This window comes from Futiania mangrovi, assembly GCF_024158125.1.
GTDB classification, from domain to species: Bacteria; Pseudomonadota; Alphaproteobacteria; order Futianiales; family Futianiaceae; genus Futiania; species Futiania mangrovi.
In genome coordinates this window covers 262663-280625 of sequence record NZ_JAMZFT010000003.1, presented here as the reverse complement: position 1 = coordinate 280625, position 17963 = coordinate 262663, and the positions used below count along the sequence as shown (strand labels likewise).

At 68.4% G+C, this 17963-nt stretch carries 17 protein-coding genes and 2 tRNA genes; 6 read left to right on the top strand and 13 right to left on the bottom strand.

Annotation, left to right across the window (positions count from 1 at the left end; translation table 11 throughout):
* Nucleotides 1-5 precede the first annotated feature (5 nt).
* Nucleotides 6-866 carry an LOG family protein gene (locus NJQ99_RS14065; protein ID WP_269333503.1) on the bottom strand — a complete coding sequence of 287 codons (861 nt, stop codon included), beginning with the start codon at nt 864-866 and terminating at the stop codon, nt 6-8.
* A 190-nt stretch (nt 867-1056) separates the two neighbouring features.
* Between NJQ99_RS14065 and NJQ99_RS14060 the strand changes: the two genes are divergently transcribed.
* A complete protein-coding gene (locus tag NJQ99_RS14060) occupies nt 1057-2319 on the top strand; it encodes an MFS transporter (protein WP_269333502.1) in 1263 nt (420 codons plus the stop codon).
* A 51-nt stretch (nt 2320-2370) separates the two neighbouring features.
* Here NJQ99_RS14060 and NJQ99_RS14055 read toward each other — a convergent pair.
* Nucleotides 2371-2447, bottom strand: a tRNA-Pro gene (locus tag NJQ99_RS14055).
* Nucleotides 2448-2584: 137 nt separating this feature from the next.
* On the opposite strand from NJQ99_RS14055, the gene NJQ99_RS14050 reads away from it, so the two are divergent.
* Nucleotides 2585-2658: transfer RNA gene (locus NJQ99_RS14050), tRNA-Gln, on the top strand.
* A 122-nt stretch (nt 2659-2780) separates the two neighbouring features.
* Nucleotides 2781-3245 (top strand): YbaK/EbsC family protein, encoded by a 465-nt coding sequence (locus tag NJQ99_RS14045; protein WP_269333501.1) that lies wholly within the window; start codon nt 2781-2783, stop codon nt 3243-3245.
* A 10-nt stretch (nt 3246-3255) separates the two neighbouring features.
* On the opposite strand, the gene NJQ99_RS14040 is transcribed toward NJQ99_RS14045, so the two are convergent.
* From NJQ99_RS14040 to acsA, 7 genes are all read right to left on the bottom strand, one after another.
* Nucleotides 3256-4620, bottom strand: a complete 1365-nt coding sequence (locus NJQ99_RS14040; protein WP_269333500.1) for a DUF6161 domain-containing protein — start codon at nt 4618-4620, stop codon at nt 3256-3258.
* Nucleotides 4621-4728: 108 nt separating this feature from the next.
* Complete coding sequence (locus NJQ99_RS14035) at nt 4729-5160, bottom strand: YqaA family protein (RefSeq protein ID WP_269333499.1); 432 nt, start codon at nt 5158-5160, stop codon at nt 4729-4731.
* 117 nt (nt 5161-5277) lie between these two features.
* Complete coding sequence (locus NJQ99_RS14030; RefSeq protein ID WP_269333498.1) at nt 5278-5523, bottom strand: acyl carrier protein; 246 nt, start codon at nt 5521-5523, stop codon at nt 5278-5280.
* Between the two features lies 1 nt (nt 5524).
* A complete protein-coding gene (locus NJQ99_RS14025) occupies nt 5525-6718 on the bottom strand; it encodes a dihydrolipoamide acetyltransferase family protein (protein WP_269333497.1) in 1194 nt (397 codons plus the stop codon).
* Nucleotides 6718-7695 carry an alpha-ketoacid dehydrogenase subunit beta gene (locus NJQ99_RS14020; RefSeq protein WP_269333496.1) on the bottom strand — a complete coding sequence of 326 codons (978 nt, stop codon included), beginning with the start codon at nt 7693-7695 and terminating at the stop codon, nt 6718-6720. The genes NJQ99_RS14025 and NJQ99_RS14020 overlap by 1 nt, the downstream gene beginning before the upstream one ends.
* Nucleotides 7692-8684, bottom strand: coding sequence for a pyruvate dehydrogenase (acetyl-transferring) E1 component subunit alpha (gene pdhA / locus NJQ99_RS14015; protein WP_269333495.1), 993 nt, complete (start codon nt 8682-8684; stop codon nt 7692-7694). Before pdhA ends, NJQ99_RS14020 begins: the two co-directional genes overlap by 4 nt.
* Nucleotides 8681-10441 carry an acetate--CoA ligase gene (acsA, locus tag NJQ99_RS14010; protein ID WP_269333494.1) on the bottom strand — a complete coding sequence of 587 codons (1761 nt, stop codon included), beginning with the start codon at nt 10439-10441 and terminating at the stop codon, nt 8681-8683. The genes pdhA and acsA overlap by 4 nt, the downstream gene beginning before the upstream one ends.
* A 210-nt stretch (nt 10442-10651) precedes the next feature.
* On the opposite strand from acsA, the gene NJQ99_RS14005 reads away from it, so the two are divergent.
* Nucleotides 10652-11221 (top strand): HPF/RaiA family ribosome-associated protein, encoded by a 570-nt coding sequence (locus tag NJQ99_RS14005; RefSeq protein ID WP_269333493.1) that lies wholly within the window; start codon nt 10652-10654, stop codon nt 11219-11221.
* 153 nt (nt 11222-11374) lie between these two features.
* A complete protein-coding gene (locus tag NJQ99_RS14000; protein WP_269333492.1) occupies nt 11375-11758 on the top strand; it encodes a c-type cytochrome in 384 nt (127 codons plus the stop codon).
* A gap of 47 nt (nt 11759-11805) precedes the next feature.
* Here the strand turns inward: NJQ99_RS14000 and thpD are convergent, their stop codons facing one another.
* On the bottom strand, nt 11806-12732 hold the full coding sequence (gene thpD, locus NJQ99_RS13995; RefSeq protein ID WP_269333491.1) for an ectoine hydroxylase: 927 nt from the start codon (nt 12730-12732) through the stop codon (nt 11806-11808).
* Between the two features lie 307 nt (nt 12733-13039).
* Between thpD and NJQ99_RS13990 the strand changes: the two genes are divergently transcribed.
* A complete protein-coding gene (locus tag NJQ99_RS13990) occupies nt 13040-14227 on the top strand; it encodes an iron-containing alcohol dehydrogenase (protein WP_269333490.1) in 1188 nt (395 codons plus the stop codon).
* Here NJQ99_RS13990 and NJQ99_RS13985 read toward each other — a convergent pair.
* The 3 genes from NJQ99_RS13985 to NJQ99_RS13975 all read right to left on the bottom strand — a co-directional run bounded on the left by NJQ99_RS13985 (nt 14224) and on the right by NJQ99_RS13975 (nt 17927).
* Nucleotides 14224-14991 carry a PEP-CTERM sorting domain-containing protein gene (locus tag NJQ99_RS13985; RefSeq protein WP_269333489.1) on the bottom strand — a complete coding sequence of 256 codons (768 nt, stop codon included), beginning with the start codon at nt 14989-14991 and terminating at the stop codon, nt 14224-14226. The two genes, NJQ99_RS13990 and NJQ99_RS13985, sit on opposite strands and share 4 nt — an antisense overlap.
* Before the next feature lie 249 nt (nt 14992-15240).
* Nucleotides 15241-17049, bottom strand: a complete 1809-nt coding sequence (locus NJQ99_RS13980; RefSeq protein WP_269333488.1) for a cation:proton antiporter — start codon at nt 17047-17049, stop codon at nt 15241-15243.
* 5 nt (nt 17050-17054) lie between these two features.
* Nucleotides 17055-17927, bottom strand: coding sequence for an alpha/beta hydrolase (locus tag NJQ99_RS13975; RefSeq protein ID WP_269333487.1), 873 nt, complete (start codon nt 17925-17927; stop codon nt 17055-17057).
* Nucleotides 17928-17963: the final 36 nt, after the last annotated feature.

Genomic DNA, 17963 nt, shown 5'->3' with positions numbered 1-17963 from the left:
CTTCGTCAGGCGATGGGGTCGAGCCACTGGTCGAGGCCGCCGCCCGGATTGTCCACGGCCCAGGACTTCAACTGCGCCTGCAGCCAGGAACACGCATCGTCCACGGAATCGGTGACGTGGAAGAGCGCGAGATCTTCTGGAGAGATCGTGCCAGAGGATGCCATGGGCTGGAAGTTCAGAATGGGCTCCCAATACGACCGGCCGAACAGGACGATCGGCAGCTTGCGGCGGATCTTTTCGGTCTGCACGAGGGTCAGAAGCTCGAAGAACTCGTCCAGCGTGCCCATGCCGCCCGGCATGATGACAGCCGCCTTGGACATGTAGACGAGCCAGAACTTGCGCATGAAGAAGTAATGGAACTCGAACGCCAGCCCCTTGCTGATGTAGGGGTTCGGATACTGCTCGAACGGCAGGGAGATGTTCATGCCGATCGACGGGGCGCCCGCCTCGTGCGCGCCGCGGTTGGCCGCCTCCATGATGCCGGGGCCGCCGCCCGTCAGGATGGCGAAGCGGTGGTTCCCGCCGCCCAGGTGCTCGGCCCAGAAGGCGAGGCGGCGGGCAAGCTCGCGCGCGGCCTCGTAGTATTCCGACATGGCGAGCGTGCGCTCGGCCGCGGCACGGTCCTCGGCGCTGGCGTCGGCTGCCAGCGCGTCCAGCGCTTCCTGCGCCACGTCGCGCGGCGGGATGCGGGCGGAGCCGAAGAAGACGATGGTGTCCTCGATGCCGGCGTCGCGCAGCCGCTTCAGGGGCTCCAGATACTCCGACAGGATGCGCAGCGGCCGCCCCTCGCGGCCGAGCAGGAAGGACTCGTTGCGATAGGCCTTGGTGGGCGTCTGATGCGGCGGGATGGTGGCGTCGTTCGGCATCGTCGTGGATCCGGGAACAGTGAGGACACGCGCGCACGCGGGTCGGGAATCGCGGCGCGCAGGAACCGGGATACAGGGGGCGTGCTGAAAAGTCGATGAAGGCCCGAGAACGGCGGCCTGACTTGCGTGCGGCGCGGATTGCAAGCGGCGCACGCTTCGGCTTCTCTGGCGTGAGCAGGAGTGACAGGCCATGCGCGGCATCGGCGTTCCGGAAGATGTGACCCGCCTTGCGCCCGGCACCCGCGGCTTCGTCGCCGCGCTGGGGATCGGGCAGATCTGCTCCTGGGGCAGTCTCTATTACAGCTTCCCGCAGATCGCGGAGGGCATGGGGCGCGAGCTGGGCTGGTCGCGGCCGGATCTCTATGGCGCGATCACGCTCGGCCTCGCGCTGTCGGGGCTTGCAGCCTATCCGGTGGGCGCGGCCATCGACCGGGGACATGGGCGCGCGGTGATGACGGGCGGATCGCTGCTGGCGGGGCTGCTGCTGATCGCGTGGTCGCAGGTTGAAACGCTCTGGCTCTTCTACGCGGTGTTCGCAGGGATCGGCTGCCTGCAGGCGGCGGTGCTCTACGAGCCGGCGTTCGCGGTCATCTCGCGGCGCATGGGGGCGGGGCGCGCGCGGGCGGGAATCACCGCGCTGACGCTGTGGGGCGGGTTCGCGAGCACGGTCTTCATCCCGCTCATCGAGGTGCTCATGGGCTGGTGGGGCTGGCGCGGCGCGCTGGTGGCGCTGGGCGGGGTCAATATCGCGATCTGCGCGGGGCTCTATGCGTCCATGATCGATGCAGGCAGGGACGCGCCCGCGCCGCCGCCCGCCGCGGGGGCCGCAGCACCGCTGGCGGGACGCCGCGCAGTCGCGCGGGCGATGCGCACGCCCGTGTTCTGGGCGCTGGCGGTGGTCTTCGTGGCCTACACGGCGACCTTTTCCGCCTTCACCTTCCACCTCTATCCGCTGCTGCTGGAGCGCGGGCTGGACGCAGCGGGCGCGGTCACGGTCATGGCGGTGATCGGTCCGGCGCAGGTGGCCGGACGCTTCGGCATCTGGATCTTCGGTCCGCGCGCGACAGTGCGGTCGATCGGCTGCGTCGCCGTCGTCGTCTTCGCGGGCGCGATGATCGCGCTGGCGGTGCTGGAGCCGGGACTGGTCTCGGCGGCGGCGATCGCGGCGCTCTACGGAGCGGCGAACGGGGTCTTCACGATCGTCCGCGGTCTCGCCGTGCCGGAGATGCTGACGCGCGACGCCTATGGCGCGATCAACGGCGCGCTGCTCGCCCCCTCGCTGGTGGCGAAGGCGGCGGCCCCGCTGGCGGTCGCCTATCTGTGGCAGGCGTCGGGCACCTATGGTGCGGTCCTGGCGGCGCTGGTCGCCGGGGCGCTGATCCTGCTCACGGCCTTCTGGGCGGCGGCGGCGTTCGCGATTCGGGCGGGCAAGCGGGAGCAGCCGCCGGTTTGAGCGGCGCGGCATGCGATCCGGTGTCGGGAAGAACCCCGGGCGAGCGGTTGATGGTCGGAGTGGCAGGATTTGAACCTGCGGCCCCTGCCTCCCGAAGACAGTGCTCTACCAGGCTGAGCTACACTCCGCCGCCCGAGGTGCGCGCGTTATATCGATCATGGTGCGGCTTGCCAAGGGGCGAGATGGGGTGCGCGCGGCGATAAATTTTTGCAGCAAGACCGTTGCACGCGCGCGCGGAGGTGGCTATGTTCCCGCCCGCTTCAGATGGGGCGTAGCCAAGCGGTAAGGCATCGGGTTTTGGTCCCGTGATCCCAGGTTCGAATCCTGGCGCCCCAGCCATCTCCTCCCGTTCGACATGACCGTTCTCCCGCGCAGGCGTGCCTTGCGGCGCGCGCGCGTTGCGCATGGGCGCACGCTCGCCGAGGATGACGCACCGACCGCGCCATGCGAGGAGCCGCCCGATGAGTTCAGGACCCGAACGCTTCGCCGAACGCGCCCGCGCGCTGGGCTTCGAGGCGGAGGTGCATGTCCTCGACGCCTCCACCCGCACGGCGGCGGAAGCGGCGGAGGCCTGCGGCTGCGCGGTCTCCCAGATCGTCAAGTCGCTGGTGTTCGAGACGGGGGAGGGCGCGCTGGTGCTGCTGCTCGTCTCCGGCGCGAACCAGGTGGACGCGGCGGCGTTCCGGGCGCGCACGGGCCACGATCTTTCCCGCGCGGACGTCAAGCGCGTGCGCGCGGAGGCGGGCTTCGCCATCGGCGGCGTGCCGCCCTTCGGTCACGACGCGCCCTTGCGCACCTTCATCGACGGGACGTTGCAGGGGATCGGCCCGCTGTGGGCCGCAGCCGGCGCGCCGAACGCGGTCTTCCCCGTCACCTTCGACGACCTCGTGCGCGTCTCCGGCGGCGAGATCTGCAAGGTGTGCTAGAGGGGCGGTGTTAAGGAGTGCCCTTCCCAAGCTGCCTCGCGATTATCGCAGCCGCCGAGAAGTCGATTGCCCCTTCATCATCCTTTATGATTCCATCCTGCGTGGGACGGAAGAGTGACGCCAGAACGATTGCCTCGTTCTGAGCATCGACGTTCGCTCCCTCCTTTATGGCGAGAAAAGTTTGCGCGAACGCCTCCTTCTCGCTCGCATCCAAGGCGAGGTGCCGTTCGCTCAGATAGATCTTGTAGGTCAAGCGCAAGGCCCACATGACCAGCGACATGACAAGCAGAAGTCCCGCAACGGTCAGCGGTCCTTTTGCTGAAAAGACCCGCGTGCAGACAGGAGGCGTCGCCTGATCGCAGCTAAGTGTGAAGAAGCTCTGTGCTATATAGTCGCCGAAGCAGTATGGGATCATGATCCCAATTAAGACTGCAGCCGCCGTTCCACCCAAGAAAACCCAACGAGAATGATTTGCTTTCTTGATATGGGCAGCCGCTCGATCGCTCCAGAGTTTTGCCGGAGCGCGCGAGCGAAGTTGGGTGTGAAAGAGGTCGAGCAGGCGATCAAATTCGGCTTGCCGCTCTTCCTGTTTGGTTTTGTTGGCGCGGTCGAGGGCAGCCAGGCGCTTCTCTGCACGCTCAAAGCGTTTGGCAACCTCGTCATCGATGTTCGCAAGCCAAGAGTCGTACCGTGACCTTCTCTGTCGCTCGCGACGAACGATAATGGCTTCGATCCTTTTGGCGCGGCGCTTCCAGTGGTCGCGCAAACGCTCCAGGGCCTGAGCATGTTCCTTGTTGATTGTCTGTGCTGTTGCGACCTCTTCGTCGAGCGCCTCGGCATTCGCCTTGGCTGAGCGCAATGCCTCGTTCAGCCGCTTCGACATTGGCGTTGCAGGGGCCAGGGCCGCTGCTGCGTGGGCAGCAGTGTGCAGTATCTTGCCGTTCTCGAAGGCGTCTTTGATAAATGTTTGGTTCTGGTAATTTATTGTATAATTTCTAGCGACAAAGTATATAAATGCATGAATTGCATCATCTTTCCTTCCGGCTTTTAAGAGGCCTAGTATCAAAATTCCTTCTGTTGATGAGGATGGGGGTGGGAGTATTTCTCCTTGGTAGAGGGTGGCTGTTTTTCTGTTAAAGTCATCCACGTTCTCACAAGCTTTCAGAAGCCTATCAAAAACCTGATCAAATCCCTCAAGCGCGGATGTGTGGTTTCGAGTTTGAATCGAGCGGAGCTCATTTTTCTCTGCTACGGCTTCCTGCAGTGGTCGCCACAGTTCTCGCTCAGACTCCAGGTAGGATTTCGCCGCCGATTTGCTGGAGAACTCAACTGGCTTGATTGTCTTGTAGTGTATATTGTATCTCTTTTCGGCCATGTCCATGTCCTCTCAAATTATGAGTCGTATAATAAAATGGTATGCTATCTGCCTTCAAGTGTAAGTCAATTGTGTTGAGCGATCTTTCTGGTTTGCTCTACCTCCTTGTCACACCACGCTGAGCGTAACGGCGGCGAGGGCGAGGTAGCGGCCGGTCTTGGCGACGGCGACGAGCAGCAGGAAGACGGAGAAACGCTCCCGCATCAAGCCCGCGATCACGGTCAGCGGGTCGCCGACAATGGGCATCCAGCTCAGCAGCAGCGACCATTTCCCATAGCGATGATACCAGCGCTGGGCGCGCGCGAGGCCCGCCTCGCTCGCCGGGAACCAGGGGCGGTCGCGGAACCGCTCGATCCCGCGCCCCAGGAGCCAGTTCACGCTGGAGCCGAGCGTGTTCCCGACGCTCGCCACCGCCACCAGAACCCACGGCTCGTGCCCCGCGAGCAGTAGCGCGACCAGCAGCCCTTCGGACTGTGCCGGCAGAACGGTCGCGGCGGCAAAGGCCGCGAGGAACAGGCCGCCGAGCAGGCTTGCGGTCATGGCACTGCCTGCAAGGGCGGGGGAGGCGGGAGAGATCGTCGCATGTGCCGCCTTACAGGGTTCGGGTGACGGACCCGCTTTATCCCATCGCGGCCCCCCGGCGCCAGCCCGCTGCCGTCAGCCGGCGCGCGCCGCGAGATAGTCGACGGCACCGCCGAGCGTGACGAGCTGGCCCGCGTCCTCTTCCGGGATGTCGATGCCGAGGCGCTTGTGCAGCGCGATCAGCAGGTTCAGCACGTCCATGGAGTCGAGGTCGATCGCCTCGCGCATGTCGGCGGAGGGGTCGAGCGCCGCGAGGTCTGCATCGGGCGCGATGGCAGAGACCTCCTCCACGACGGCGGTGCGGATCTCGTCGCGGGTCATGTCACAGGGCCTCCGGGTCTTGCAGCAGCGTGTCGATCTCGCGCAGCAGCAGCGCGCCGCGGTGGCCGTCGCTCGCCCGGTGGTCGGCGGCGAGCGTGGCGGTGAGCACGGTGCGCACGGCGAGCGCCTCCCCGACCGCCCAGGGCCGCGGGGACGGCCGGCCGAAGCCGATCAGCGCGACCTGCGGCGGGTAGATGACGCCGTAGAGCGTGCCAACGCCCCGGTCGCCGAGGCTGGAAACCGTCGCGGTCGCGCCGCCAAGCTCGGAACTGCGCAGGGCGCCCGAGCGGACGCGCGCCACGAGGTCGCGCAGATGCGCCATGAGATCGTCGAGGGAGAGGCCGTCGGCGTCCCGGATCGCGGGCGCGATCAGGCCGCCGCCGCGAATGGCGATGGCCACGCCGACGTGGATGCCCTCGCCGGGGCGGAACGCGGCGTCCTCCCACGTCCCGTTGAACTCCGGAAAGCGGGCGAGCGCGCGGGCCACGGCCTTGACGAGCAGCACGCCCATCAGCAGGCGGTCTTCCGGCGTGCGGGCGCCGTTCGTCCGGGCAAGCCAGGTCTCCGCGGCGGTCAGGTCGATGTCGTGGGCGAGGTAATAGTGCGGTATTTCCCGTTTCGAGCGCGCCATGGCTGCGGCAATGGCCTTGCGCATCTCGCCGAGGTCGAGGCGTCCGCGGGGCGCGGATGCTGCGGGCCTCGCGGCGGCCTCGGGAAGGTCGGCGGAGACGACGGCGCCGCCCGGTCCGCTGCCCTCGATGCCTGAGAGGTCGATGCCGCGCTCGCGCGCGATCTTGCGTGCGGCGGGCGAGACGCGGCGGCGGGCTCTCTCGGGGGTGGGCGATGGCGGTGGGACTTGGGGTTCGGGTTCTGGCTTCGGGGCCGCAGGCTTGGGCGCTTGCGCCGGTTCGGCTGCCTCGGGCTTCGGGGTCGCGGGGCGGGGTTCTTCGTGCCTTTCGCTCTCCGTCTCGATGCGGGCGAGCGGCGTGCCGACGGGCACCTTGGCGCCGGGCTCGACGAGGTATTCGGCCAGCGTGCCGGTCTCGAAGCACTCGACCTCGATCGCGCCCTTCTGCGTCTCGACGACCGCGATCACGTCGCCGCGCGCGACCTTCTCGCCGGGCTTCTTCAGCCATTCGACAAGCGTGCCGGCCTCCATGTCGGCGCCGAGCGAGGGCATCCGGAACTCGGCCATCACCGCCCCATCGCCGCGCGCGCGGCGGCCACGATGCCGGGGACCTGCGGGATCGCCGCAGCCTCCAGGTGCTGGGCGTAGGGGATGGGAACCTCGGCGCTGCAGACCCGGCCGACGGGCGCATCCAGCTCCCAGAACGCGCCTTCCATGATGCGGGCCGAGACCTCGGCGGCGAGGCTTCCCGTCCGCCAGCCCTCGTCGACGACGATCGCGCGGCGCGTGCGGGCGACCGACGCGAGGATCGTGCCCTCGTCCAGGGGGCGGAGCGTGCGCAGGTCGATCACCTCCGCCGAGATGCCGTCGCCCTCAAGCTGTTCCGCGGCGGCGAGCGTCTTGCCCAGGGACCCGCCATAGGTGAGGAGCGTGATATCGTGTCCCTCCCTCCGGATCGCGGCCCGGTCGATGTCCACCGCGCCCGCGTCGTCGGCCAGTTCGCCCTCCATGTTGTAAAGGAGCGCGTTCTCGAAGATCAGCACCGGGTCGGGGTCATCGAGAGCGGTCCACAGCATCCCGCGTGCATCTTCCAGTGTCGCGGGCGCGAGCACCCGGATGCCGGGGATGTGGGCATACCAGCCTTCGAGACTGTGGGAGTGCTGGGCGGCGAGTTGGCGGCCCGCGCCCGTCGCCATGCGGATCACCACGGGGCAACGGAACTGCCCGCCTGACATGTGGCGGATCGTGGCGGCCGTATTCATGATCTGGTCGAGTGCGAGCAGCGAGAAGTTGACCGTCATCACCTCGACGATGGGCCGCATCCCCGCCATCGCGGCGGCGATGCCGGCACCGGTAAAGGCCGATTCCGACAGCGGCGTGTCGCGGATGCGCTCGGGCCCGAACTCCTCCAGCAGGCCCTTGCTGACGGCGTAGCAGCCGCCATAGTGGCCCACGTCCTCGCCCATGAGGAAGACGCGCTCGTCCTTCTGCATGGCCTCCCGGATGGCGGCGCGCACGGCCTCGCGGTAGGTGGTGACGCTCATGTGCGTGCCTCCGCGCCGACGTCGGTCATCAGGTCCTCGACGGGTTCCCACTCGGCGGCCTCGGCAAAAGCGACGGCGGCCTCCACCTCGTCCGCGGTCTCCGCCTCGATCCGGTCGAGGTCGCCCGCGTGCAGGTAGCGGACCTCCTCCAGCCAGGCGCGCAGGCGCGCGATGGGATCGCGTTCGGTCCAGGCCTCGACCTCCTCCTTCGTGCGGTAAAGCTGCGGGTCGAACATGGAGTGCGCGCGGAACCGGTAGGTGCGGCATTCGAGGAAGCGCGGGCCGCCGCCCTCGCGTATTTCCGTGCCGAGACGGCGCGCGGCCGCTTCCACCGCGACCACGTCCATGCCGTCGACGGCCTCCGCCGGCATGGCGTAGCCGCGCGCCTTGGCGGCGATGTCGGTCTCCGCCTCGCTGAGGTCGAGGCGCGTGCCCATGGCGTAGAGATTGTTCTCGCAGACGAAGAGGACCGGCAATTTCCAGAGCGCGGCGAGGTTCATGCTCTCGTGGAACTCGCCTTCCGCCGCCGCGCCCTCCCCGAAGAAGCAGCAGGTGAGCGCCGCGCGGTCCTGCATCCGGTCGGCGAGCGCGAGGCCCACGGCCATCGGCAGACCGCCGCCGACGATGGCGTTGCCGCCGTAGAAGTTCGTCTCCCGGTCGAACAGGTGCATGGAGCCGCCGCGCCCCCGGCTGCAGCCCGCGGCCTTGCCGTACATCTCCGCCATGACGGCGTTCATGGAGATGCCGCGCGCCAGCGCGTGCCCGTGCTCCCGATAGGTGGCGACGATGCGGTCCTCGGGCGTGAGCGTCTCCATCACGCCGGTCGCGACCGCTTCCTCACCGATGTAGAGGTGCAGGAAGCCGCGGATCTTCTCCTGCGTGTAAAGCTCCGCGCAGCGTTCCTCGAACCGGCGGATGCGCAGCATTTGTGCGAGGAGGGCGAGCCCGTGCTCGCGCGTGAGATGGACCTTCGTGCCTGCGCCGGTCATCGGCCGTTCTCCTCAAGCGTGGACGTGTCGCCCTCGGGCAGGCCCAGTTCGCGGGCCTTGAGAAGGCGGCGCATGATCTTGCCGCTGCGGGTCTTGGGCAGGCCGGGGCGCACCGCGATCTCGCGCGGGGCGACCGCGGGGCCGAGACGCTTGCGCGCATGTGCCAGCAGGTCGCGGCGCAGCGTTTCGGTGTCCTCGAACCCGGGCTTCAGCGCCACGAACGCCTTCACCGCCTCGCCCATGCGTTCGTCGGGCACGCCGATGACGCCTGCTTCCGCGACCGCCTCGTGCTCCATGAGGGCGCTTTCGACCTCGAACGGCCCGATCAGGTGGCCGGCGGACTTGATCATGTCGTCGGCGCGTCCGACGAACCAGAAATAGCCGTCCCCGTCGCGCTGGACGAGATCCTCGGTCAGGTACCAAATGCCCGCGAAGGCCTTCTCGTAGCGCGCCTGCTGGTTCAGATAGCCGCGGAACATGGAGGGCCAGCCGCGCTTCAGGGCCAGTTCGCCGACCGCCATCGGCGTGTCGAGCAGGGCAACCGTCCCGTCGTCGCGGCGCTCCACGACGGCGGCCTCGATGCCCGGAAGCGGACGGCCCATCGAGCCCGGCTTCACGGTCGCGGAGGCGTAGTTGGCGATCATGATGCCGCCCGTCTCCGTCTGCCACCAATTGTCGTGGAAGGGCCGGCCGAAGACACGATTGCTCCAGACCACGGCTTCCGGGTTCAAGGGTTCTCCCACGCTGGCAAGGAACCGCAGGCGGGAAAGGTCGAAGCGCGCAGGCAACTCGCCACCGATCTTCATCAGCATGCGGATCGCGGTCGGTGCGGTGTACCAGACGGTGACCTTCTGGTCCTGCAGCGTGGCGTACCAGCGTTCGGCATCGAACTCCGCCTGGTCGACGATCATGGTGCAGCCCACGGTCAGCGGCGAGACGATGCCGTAGGAGGTGCCGGTGACCCATCCGGGATCGGCGGTGCACCAGAAGATGTCGCCCTCGTGCAGGTCGAGCGCGAACCGCCCCGTCGCATGGTGCGCGACGACCGCCTCGTGCACGTGCATGGCGCCCTTGGGCTTGCCGGTCGTGCCGCTGGTGAAGTGCAGCAGTGCAAGATCTTCCGCCCCCGTCTCCGCGGTCTCGACGTCGGCAGGCGTGTCGGCGAGCAGGGCGTGCAGGTCGCGCGTGCCGGGCGGCGGGTCGCCCTCCGCGTCGGTCAGCAGGACGTGTTCCAGGCCCGGCAGCGCATCGCGCCAGGGGGCCACCTTGCGCTCGTAGAAGGTGCGGGTGGTGACGAGGACGCGCGCGCCCCCGATCTCCATGCGGGAGCGGACGGGCTCCGGCCCGAAGGCGGAGAAGAGGGGGGAGTAGACCGCGCCCATCTTCAGCGTGCCGAGCACCGCGAGATAAAGCTCCGGCACCCGGCCCAGCAGTGAAAAGACGACGTCGCCGCGGCGTACGCCCAGGTCCGTCAGGAGCCGCGCGAAGCGGGCGGATTCGCGGGCAAGATCGGCATAGGTGAAGTCGCGGACCTCGCCGGCGCGGCCGAGCCAGCGGAGCGCGAGACGGTCGCCCCGTCCCGCGTTCACATGCCGGTCGACGGCAGCATGTGCGATGTTGACCGGCCCGCCAGGGGCGAGACCCAGCGCGGCGCGCGCATCCTCCCACTCGAACGACGCGCGCACGCGGTCGTAGTCGTCCAGATTGGGCGCGACGGCATCGGCATCCGGCCGCTTGTCAATCGGCTCCCACGGCATCGGCGGCATCCCTCCCTCCGCTTCCGCACGCGGCTGTTGTCCGTTTCGTGTGCCGTTCGTGCGGGCAGGCACATCATGCTGGCGCGGCCGGCCAGCGCGGGCGTTGACGCATGTCAATCGCGCGATGCGTTCTTGATCTGCCGCAACGAAGGCGGCGGCGGCTTCGTGCTCTGGTGCGGCAAAACCGAGCAGGCAAAGGGAGCGAGAAGCATGGAAACGCCGCTTCAGATCACCTTCAAGAACACCGATCCCTCACCGGCGGTCGAGGCTCGCATCCGGGAGAAGGCCGCGCGGCTGGAGCGTTTCTACGACCGCATCACGAGTTGCCGCGTGACCGTGGAAGCGCCCGACAAGCATCACCGAAAGGGTGGCCTGTTCCGCGTCATGGTCGACCTGGGCGTGCCCGGCAACGAGATCGTCGTCGGGGGAACGGGGCCGCAGAACCACGCGCACGAGGACGTCTATGTCGCCCTCCGCGACAGTTTCGAGGCGGCCGAGCGCGCGTTGAAGGCCCACGCCCGCAAGATGCGCGGCGACGTGAAGGCGCACGACGTCCCCGATCATGGCCGCGTCGCAAGCCTGTTCGACGATCACGGATTCGTCGCGATGGCCGGCGGGCCGGAGGTCTATTTCCATCGCAACGCGGTCACGGACGGCAGCTTCGACAAGCTGTCGGTCGGCGACGAGGTGCGCATCGTCGTCGCCGAGAAGGAGGGCGTCGCCGGGCCCCAGGCGAGCGCGATCACGCCCGTCGGGAAGCATCACATCGTCGACCGCTAGGATGCCTCGGCCCCGGGGCGGGGTGGCAAGATGTCCCAGCCAGTGTTGATTGCTAGGCCTTGCGAACCGGGGCCTGGAGGAGTGTGTTACCCCAAGCGCGGCAAGCCGGCCTGGCCGGCGTCGGGCCGCGCACGTGAGGAAAGGAGTACACCCATGACCGTCAGCAGGACGATACTTGCCGCCGCGCTCGCCGCGCTCGTTGCCGGGCCGGCGCTTGCCGACGGCGATGCCGCCAAGGGCGAGAAGGTGTTCAACAAGTGCAAGGCCTGCCACATGGTCGGCGAAAATGCGAAGAACCGGGTGGGGCCGGAGCTTAACGGAATCGTCGGGGCCGAGATCGCGTCGGTCGACGGCTTCAAGTATTCGGATGCCTTCCAGTCGAAGAAGGCGGAAGGCCTCGTGTGGACGGAAGATAACCTCGACGCCTACCTCGCCGATCCGCGGGGGTTCATTCCGAAGAACAAGATGGGCTTTGCAGGCCTCAAGAAGGAAGACGACCGCGAGGACGTCATCGCCTATCTGAAGCAGTTCCAGTGAGATCGCCCGCGCCCCCGCCCGCAGGCGGCGGGGGCGTGGCGTGCGGGTCAGGCCTGCGCCAGCGGTCCCTCTGCGGGCACGAGCGGCGCGTCCGGACGTTCGCTGAGGAACGCGGGCCGCGGCTTGCGCGCCGAGAAGGGCTTGCCCACGGGCCGGTTGGACCAGGCATTGTAGACGAACATCAGGTTGCGCCGGTCCCAGGGCGACATGTTGTCGGGTGAGCCGTGCAACGTGTTGCATTCGTGAAAGACCACGGTGCCGGGCTTGCCGTAAGCGCCCGCGATGCCTCCCTTGCGAGCCATTTCCCTGAGCGTGTCGGCATGCGGCACGCCCAGCTTCTGGCGGCGCAGCGAGGTCTTGTAGTGGTCGTCCGGCGTCTCGCCCGGGCAGCCGACGAAGATCTTGTGACTGCCGGGAATGAGCATCAGCGGACCGTTCGACGGCGTGTTCTCCGTCAGCATGATCCAGCCGGTGACCGCGCGCATCCGGGGCAAGCCGTCCTCGGCGTGCCAGGTCTCGAAATCCGAATGCCAGGCGAAGCTGCGCCCGTCGAAGGCGGGCTTCACGTTCACCCGCGCGTGGTGGAGGTACAGATCGTCCGCCAGCATCTGCCGGATCGGGTCGGTGAGCCGCCGGTCCCGCGCCACGCGGTCGAAGAGTGGGCTGAACCGGTGCGGGGCGAAGAGCGAGCGCACGATCTCGCTGTCGGGCTCGAGCACCGCTTCCTCGCGGGCGCGTACGTCCCGGTCGGCGGCGAGGCGGTCAAGCTCGGCCTGCATCAGCGCCACCTCGTCTTGTGAAAAGACGTCCGGCACCACGAGGTAGCCGTCGCGCGCGAATTGCTTCAGCCGGTCCTCCGGCAGCCCACTGGGCAGGTCCGCTTCGGGTTCGCCCCAGATGACGGGGTCGCGGCGGTCGATGATGTGTTCCCGGCCGTCCTTGCGGGTCGGGTACAGATCCTCGACATGTTGCATGGGTCTTCCTCCCAGTCTCTCGCATGAATGGCTCTTCCTGGCCCGCGGGAAGCGGTCCGGGTGTCCGGAGCGATCCGAAACCGGCGAGGCAGGCACGCACGCAATGGATGAGAGGGCGCGGTCGGTGCCCGCCTTTGGCTGGGACGCGGCTTGCGCGGGCGCAAGAAGCTTGCCCACCCGACCTAGCCACGCGGCACGGGTTTGTCCACCCTGCAGCCCGGCAGAGCGGGGTGCGCTTGACAGGCCGGGACGGCCGCCGGACGCTTTCCCGCAAACGGACGCAAACCGGATGGGGAGGGTGCAGGCGATGGCGGGGAACGGCGAGGTGCGGGCCGGGCACTACACCTATTTGCCGCAGGACCGGGTGATCTTCGGCAGGCCCGCCGCCGAGGCCGTGGCGGAGGAGGCGGAGAGGCTGGGTGCGCGGCGCGTAATGATAGCCGCGTCCCGCTCGCTTGCGGAAAACGCCGCCGTGGTGCGGGAGACGGCGGCGGCGCTGGGCGCGCGCCACGCGGGCACCTTCACAGGCTGCCGGGAGCATACGCCGCGCGAGACGGTGATCGACGCCGCCAACGCGGTGCGGGAGGCGGGCGCGGACCTGATCGTCTCCATGGGCGGGGGCACGGTGATCGACACGGTGAAGGTGCTGCAATTGGTGCTCGCCGCCGACATCCGGGATGCAGGCGGCATGGATGCCGTGCGCCTCGCGGTCAAGGACGGGAAGGCGGTGCTGCCGGACCTCGCAAGTCCGGTGCGGCAGATCGCCGTGCCGACGACGCTGTCGGGGGCGGAGTTCTCCAACCTCGGCGCGGCGACGGACACGGCCCGCGGCGCGAAGGAGCCCTTCATGGGGCGCGACGTGAACCCGCGCACGGTGATCCTCGACCCGGAGGCGACGCTGGCGACGCCGGAGTGGCTGTGGCTCTCAACCGGCATCCGGGCGGTCGACCACGCGGTCGAGACGATCTGCGGCATCGACGCCAATGCCTATTGCGACGGGCTGTCCCTGCACGCGCTGCGGCTTCTGGCGGCGGGGCTGAGGCGGACGAAGGAGGCGCCGGAGGACATGGAGGCCCGGCTCGCCTGCCAGCAGGCGGCGTGGATGGCCGCGTCCTCGATCATGCGGGTGCAATACGGCGCGAGCCACGGCATCGGTCACGCGCTGGGCGGGGTCACGGGCATGGCGCATGGCATCACGAGCTGCGTGATGCTGCCCCATGTAATGCGGCACAATCTGCCGGTGACCGGGCCGCAGCAGGCGCTGATCGCCGAGGCGATGGGCGCGCCCGGAGGCGGCGGGGCGGCGGCGGACACGGTCGGCGCGCTGATCGCGGACCTCGGCCTGCCGACGACTCTGAGGGCCGCGGGCGTTGAGCGTGCACAGCTTCCGAAGGTCGCGGAGATCGCGCTCTCGAACCTCTGGGTGCGGACGAACCCGCGCCCCTTCGGGGACGCGGGCGAGATCCTGGCGCTGCTGGAGGCGGCCTACGGCTAGGCGCTGCGCCGCCGCATGGCGATCAGGCCCGCGCCGAGCAGGCCGAGGCCGAGGAGGGCGAGCGTCTGCGGCTCCGGCACGGTGCTGCGCACCCTGATCCGGACCTCGCCCACGAAGTCGGGCCTGCCGCTGTACTGGCCGAAGTAGTCGCCGGCATACTGCTCCCAGACCTGGTCGACCCGGGTGTCGATGGCCCAGGTGAAATGTTCCAGGGTGATCTCCAGACCGCCCGCGAGGACCATCAGCGTGCCGGCCTCCTGCGCGTTGGCGTTCCCGCCGAGACCCGAGGTGCCGAAGAGGTCGAGGCCGTTCCAGCTCGATGCCGCGCAGACCGTGGGGCAGGTCGGCCCGTAGAGGCCGGAGATGTCGGGCGCGCCCTGGTTGCCCTGGAAATAAAGGTTGAGAACGAAGTGCTGGCGCGGATCCACCGGCGCGGTAAATCCCTCGCCGAAGATCACGAAGGAATGGGTGCCGGGCGTCATGTCGATGGAGATGCCCGGGTCCGTTCCGCCGCCGTTTAGGAACACGGGGTTCAGCGGGTCGGACGAGCTGGAGTAGTACATGTTCCAGATGTTGCGGAAATCCGCCGGCGGGCTCTGCGTGTCCCAGATCATCCCGTTCCAGTTCTCGCCCGTCTCGTTGGACGAGAATACGGTGGAATCGGTGAGCATCACCGCCGCCTGCGCCGCGCCTGCCGCCAGAAGCACGGATGCGGCCGCAATCGCAATCGTGCCGCGCCGCAGGAAAGTGCCGAATGTCGTCATCGCCTGCCTGTCCCTCGCAAGGGCGCCGGTCTGGCCTTGCCGCACCTGACGCCCGTTCCCCCGGACCCTCTTGCCGCTCTGCCCGGCAAAAAACTTGACGATGACGTCAGTGTTCTTTTCAGGGTCCGCCCTTCGCCCGCGTGCGCCCATTCTCAGGATTTCCGGGCCGTGAGGCGGGAATCCCGGGCAGGCGCGCGCCGGCAGGCGTTAACCAATGCAAGCGCCGCGCCATAAGGGCGGATCAAGGGGTCAGCTTTCCGGCTGTTCCGCCGGCTTCGGGCCGAAGCTGAGGAGGATGTCGCCGGCCTCGGCCTGAGCGGTGGCGGCCTTCGCGCCGATCACCACCTTGCCCGAAACCTTCAGCAGCAGGAGGATCGCCGCATCCTCGCCGCGGGCGGCGAGGAAATCCTCGATGCCATATTCCCCGGTCAGCTTCGTGCGCGAGAAGTCCCAGCCCTCGCCCATGCGCAGGCGCAGGTCGCTGAAGCCTGCGCCACCCTCGAACAGGGGCTGGCCGCCGATGGTCGCAGGCAGGGCGTTGCGATCGTCCTCGCCGCGGCGGGCGCGGCCGATCTGGAAGACGTTGCCACGCCCGATCTCCGGTCCGAAGTCGGTGCAGACGAGGCTGTTGTAGGCGTCGTTGTCGGTCGCCGCGATCAGCGCGCCATAGCGGCCGAAGTCGATCTTGTGCTCGGCCGCCTCCGCAAGGATCTCGCCGTAATAGGTGGGGATGCCAGCCTCGCGCGCCTCGCGCAGACGGTTCCAGTTGGCGTCCGCGATCATCACGGGGATCTCCATCTCCTTGATGCGCCGGGCGAGCGCGGTCGCCCAGGCCGAATTGCCGACGATCATCACGCCGTCGGGCTCCTTCTTGGCGAGGCCGAGCAGGCGGGCAAGCGGCTGGATGGTGAAGCCGTGCAGGATCACGGTCGCAAAGACGACGAGGAAGGCGAGGGGGACGAGCCGCGCCGCGTCATCGACCCCCAGGTCCGTCATCGTCGCGGCGAACAGGCCGGAGACGGCGACGGCGACCACGCCGCGCGGCGCGATCCAGCCGCACAGAAGCCGTTCGCGGAAGGTCAGCGTCGTGCCGACCGTGCTGAGCAGCACCGCCAGCGGGCGCACGACGAACAGCAGCAGCGCGAGGAAGGCGAGGTCGGGCAGGCCGATCCGCGCCATGTCGTCGAGCGTCACGGTCGCGGTCAGGATCACGAAGATGCCCGAGACGAGCAGGACCGTCATGATCTCCTTGAAGCGGCGGATCTCGTTGAAGGAGGCGATGTTGCTGTTGCCGATCACCACGCCCATGACGGTGACGGTCAGCAGACCCGCTTCCTCCAGCACATGGTTCGTCGCCTCGAACGCCACGAGCACGGCGATCAAGAGGACGGCGGCCTTCAGATATTCCGGCACGTGGCCGCGGATGAACGCCCAGATCAGCAGGCGGCCGAGCCCGATGCCGACCGCGAACGCCACCGCCAGCGCCAGCGCGCCGCGGGCGAGCAGCGCCTCCGCGCTGCCATGCCCGGCGTTGAGCAGCAGCACGGTCTCGTAGGCGAAGACGGCGAACAGCGCGCCCACGGGATCGACGAGAATCGCCTCCCACCTTAGGAAGGACGCCGGGCGCGCAGGCAACTTCGCCTGCCGTAGAAGCGGCATGATGACGGTCGGGCCAGTCACCACCATGATGCCGGAGAAGACCGCCGCTGCCGGCGCGGACAGACCCGCGACGTAATGGGCGGCGAGGAACAGCAGGCCCCAGCTCAGCGGCGCACCGAGGATGACGATGCGGCGCACCGCCCGCGTGGTCTCGCGGATCTCGGCGAAATTGAGCGTGAGGCCGCCCTCGAACAGGATGATCGCGACCGCGAGACCGATCAGCGGACGCAGCAGATCGCCGAACACGGCCTCCGGGCTCACGAGGCCGGTGACCGGGCCAGCCACCAGGCCTGCCGCCATCAGCAGGACGATGGCGGGTATCTGCCAGCGCCAGGCGATCCACTGCGCCCCGATGCCCAGGATGCCGATAAGGCCGATCTGAAGCGCGATGGCGTCCATTCCGGTCAGCCGCCGAGGCCCATCAGCGCATGGGCCGTGCGGGCGAGCCTGCCCTCGGGCGTCGAAAGCTCCAGCACGATGGAGAAATGGTCGTGGCCGTCCAGCACTTCGCTGCGGATGTCTGGGCCGCGTCCCTGCCACGCCTTCGCAAGGTCGGCGGACTGGCGCAGCATCTCGGCCCCTTCCTCCGCGCCGACGGAGATGTGGAAGGGGCAGGCGACACAGGGCGCGAGACCGGGCGCGCTCAACGCCTCCGCATCGCCCGCCGTCAGGCGCAGGTCGTCGTTGACGAAGGCGTGGCGGATCGGCTCCAGGTCATAGACGCCGCTGATGCCCATGGCCGAGCGGACGAGGTCCGCCGGCAGGCCGCGCGCCGCCCAGTCGGTCGCGAGCAGCATGGAAACGAGGTGCGCGCCCGCCGAATGGCCGCTCAGATGGATGCGGCCGGGGTCGCCGCCGATCTCCCGCGCGTTCCGCCAGACCCACTCGAGCGCCCAGCGGCACTCCTCCGCCTGCTCGGCGATCGTTGCGTGGGGCACGAGCGTGTAGTCGACCACGACGGTCAGGACGCCCTTCGGCGCGAACGCGCCCGCGACAAAGGAGAAGTCCTTGGCGTCGAGCGATTTCCAGTAGCCGCCGTGGATGAACACGTGGATGGGCGCGGGGCCCGTTCCGTCAGGCGGAAAGACGTCGAGCGTGTTCGCCCCGCCCGGCCCGTAGGACAGATTGAGGCGGTGCGGACGGCCGGCGCGCACGAGGATGGAGCGGGTCGCGTAGTCCCCGAAGTATCCGGGCAGCCTGTCGCCAGCCTTCGCGCGCAGATTGTATTCCCTGTCCAGCACCTCCCGGTCGTAGCCGCGATAAACCGCCTGTCCCATGCCTCGCCCCTTCCGAAAATTCATCTTGTGGTTGTC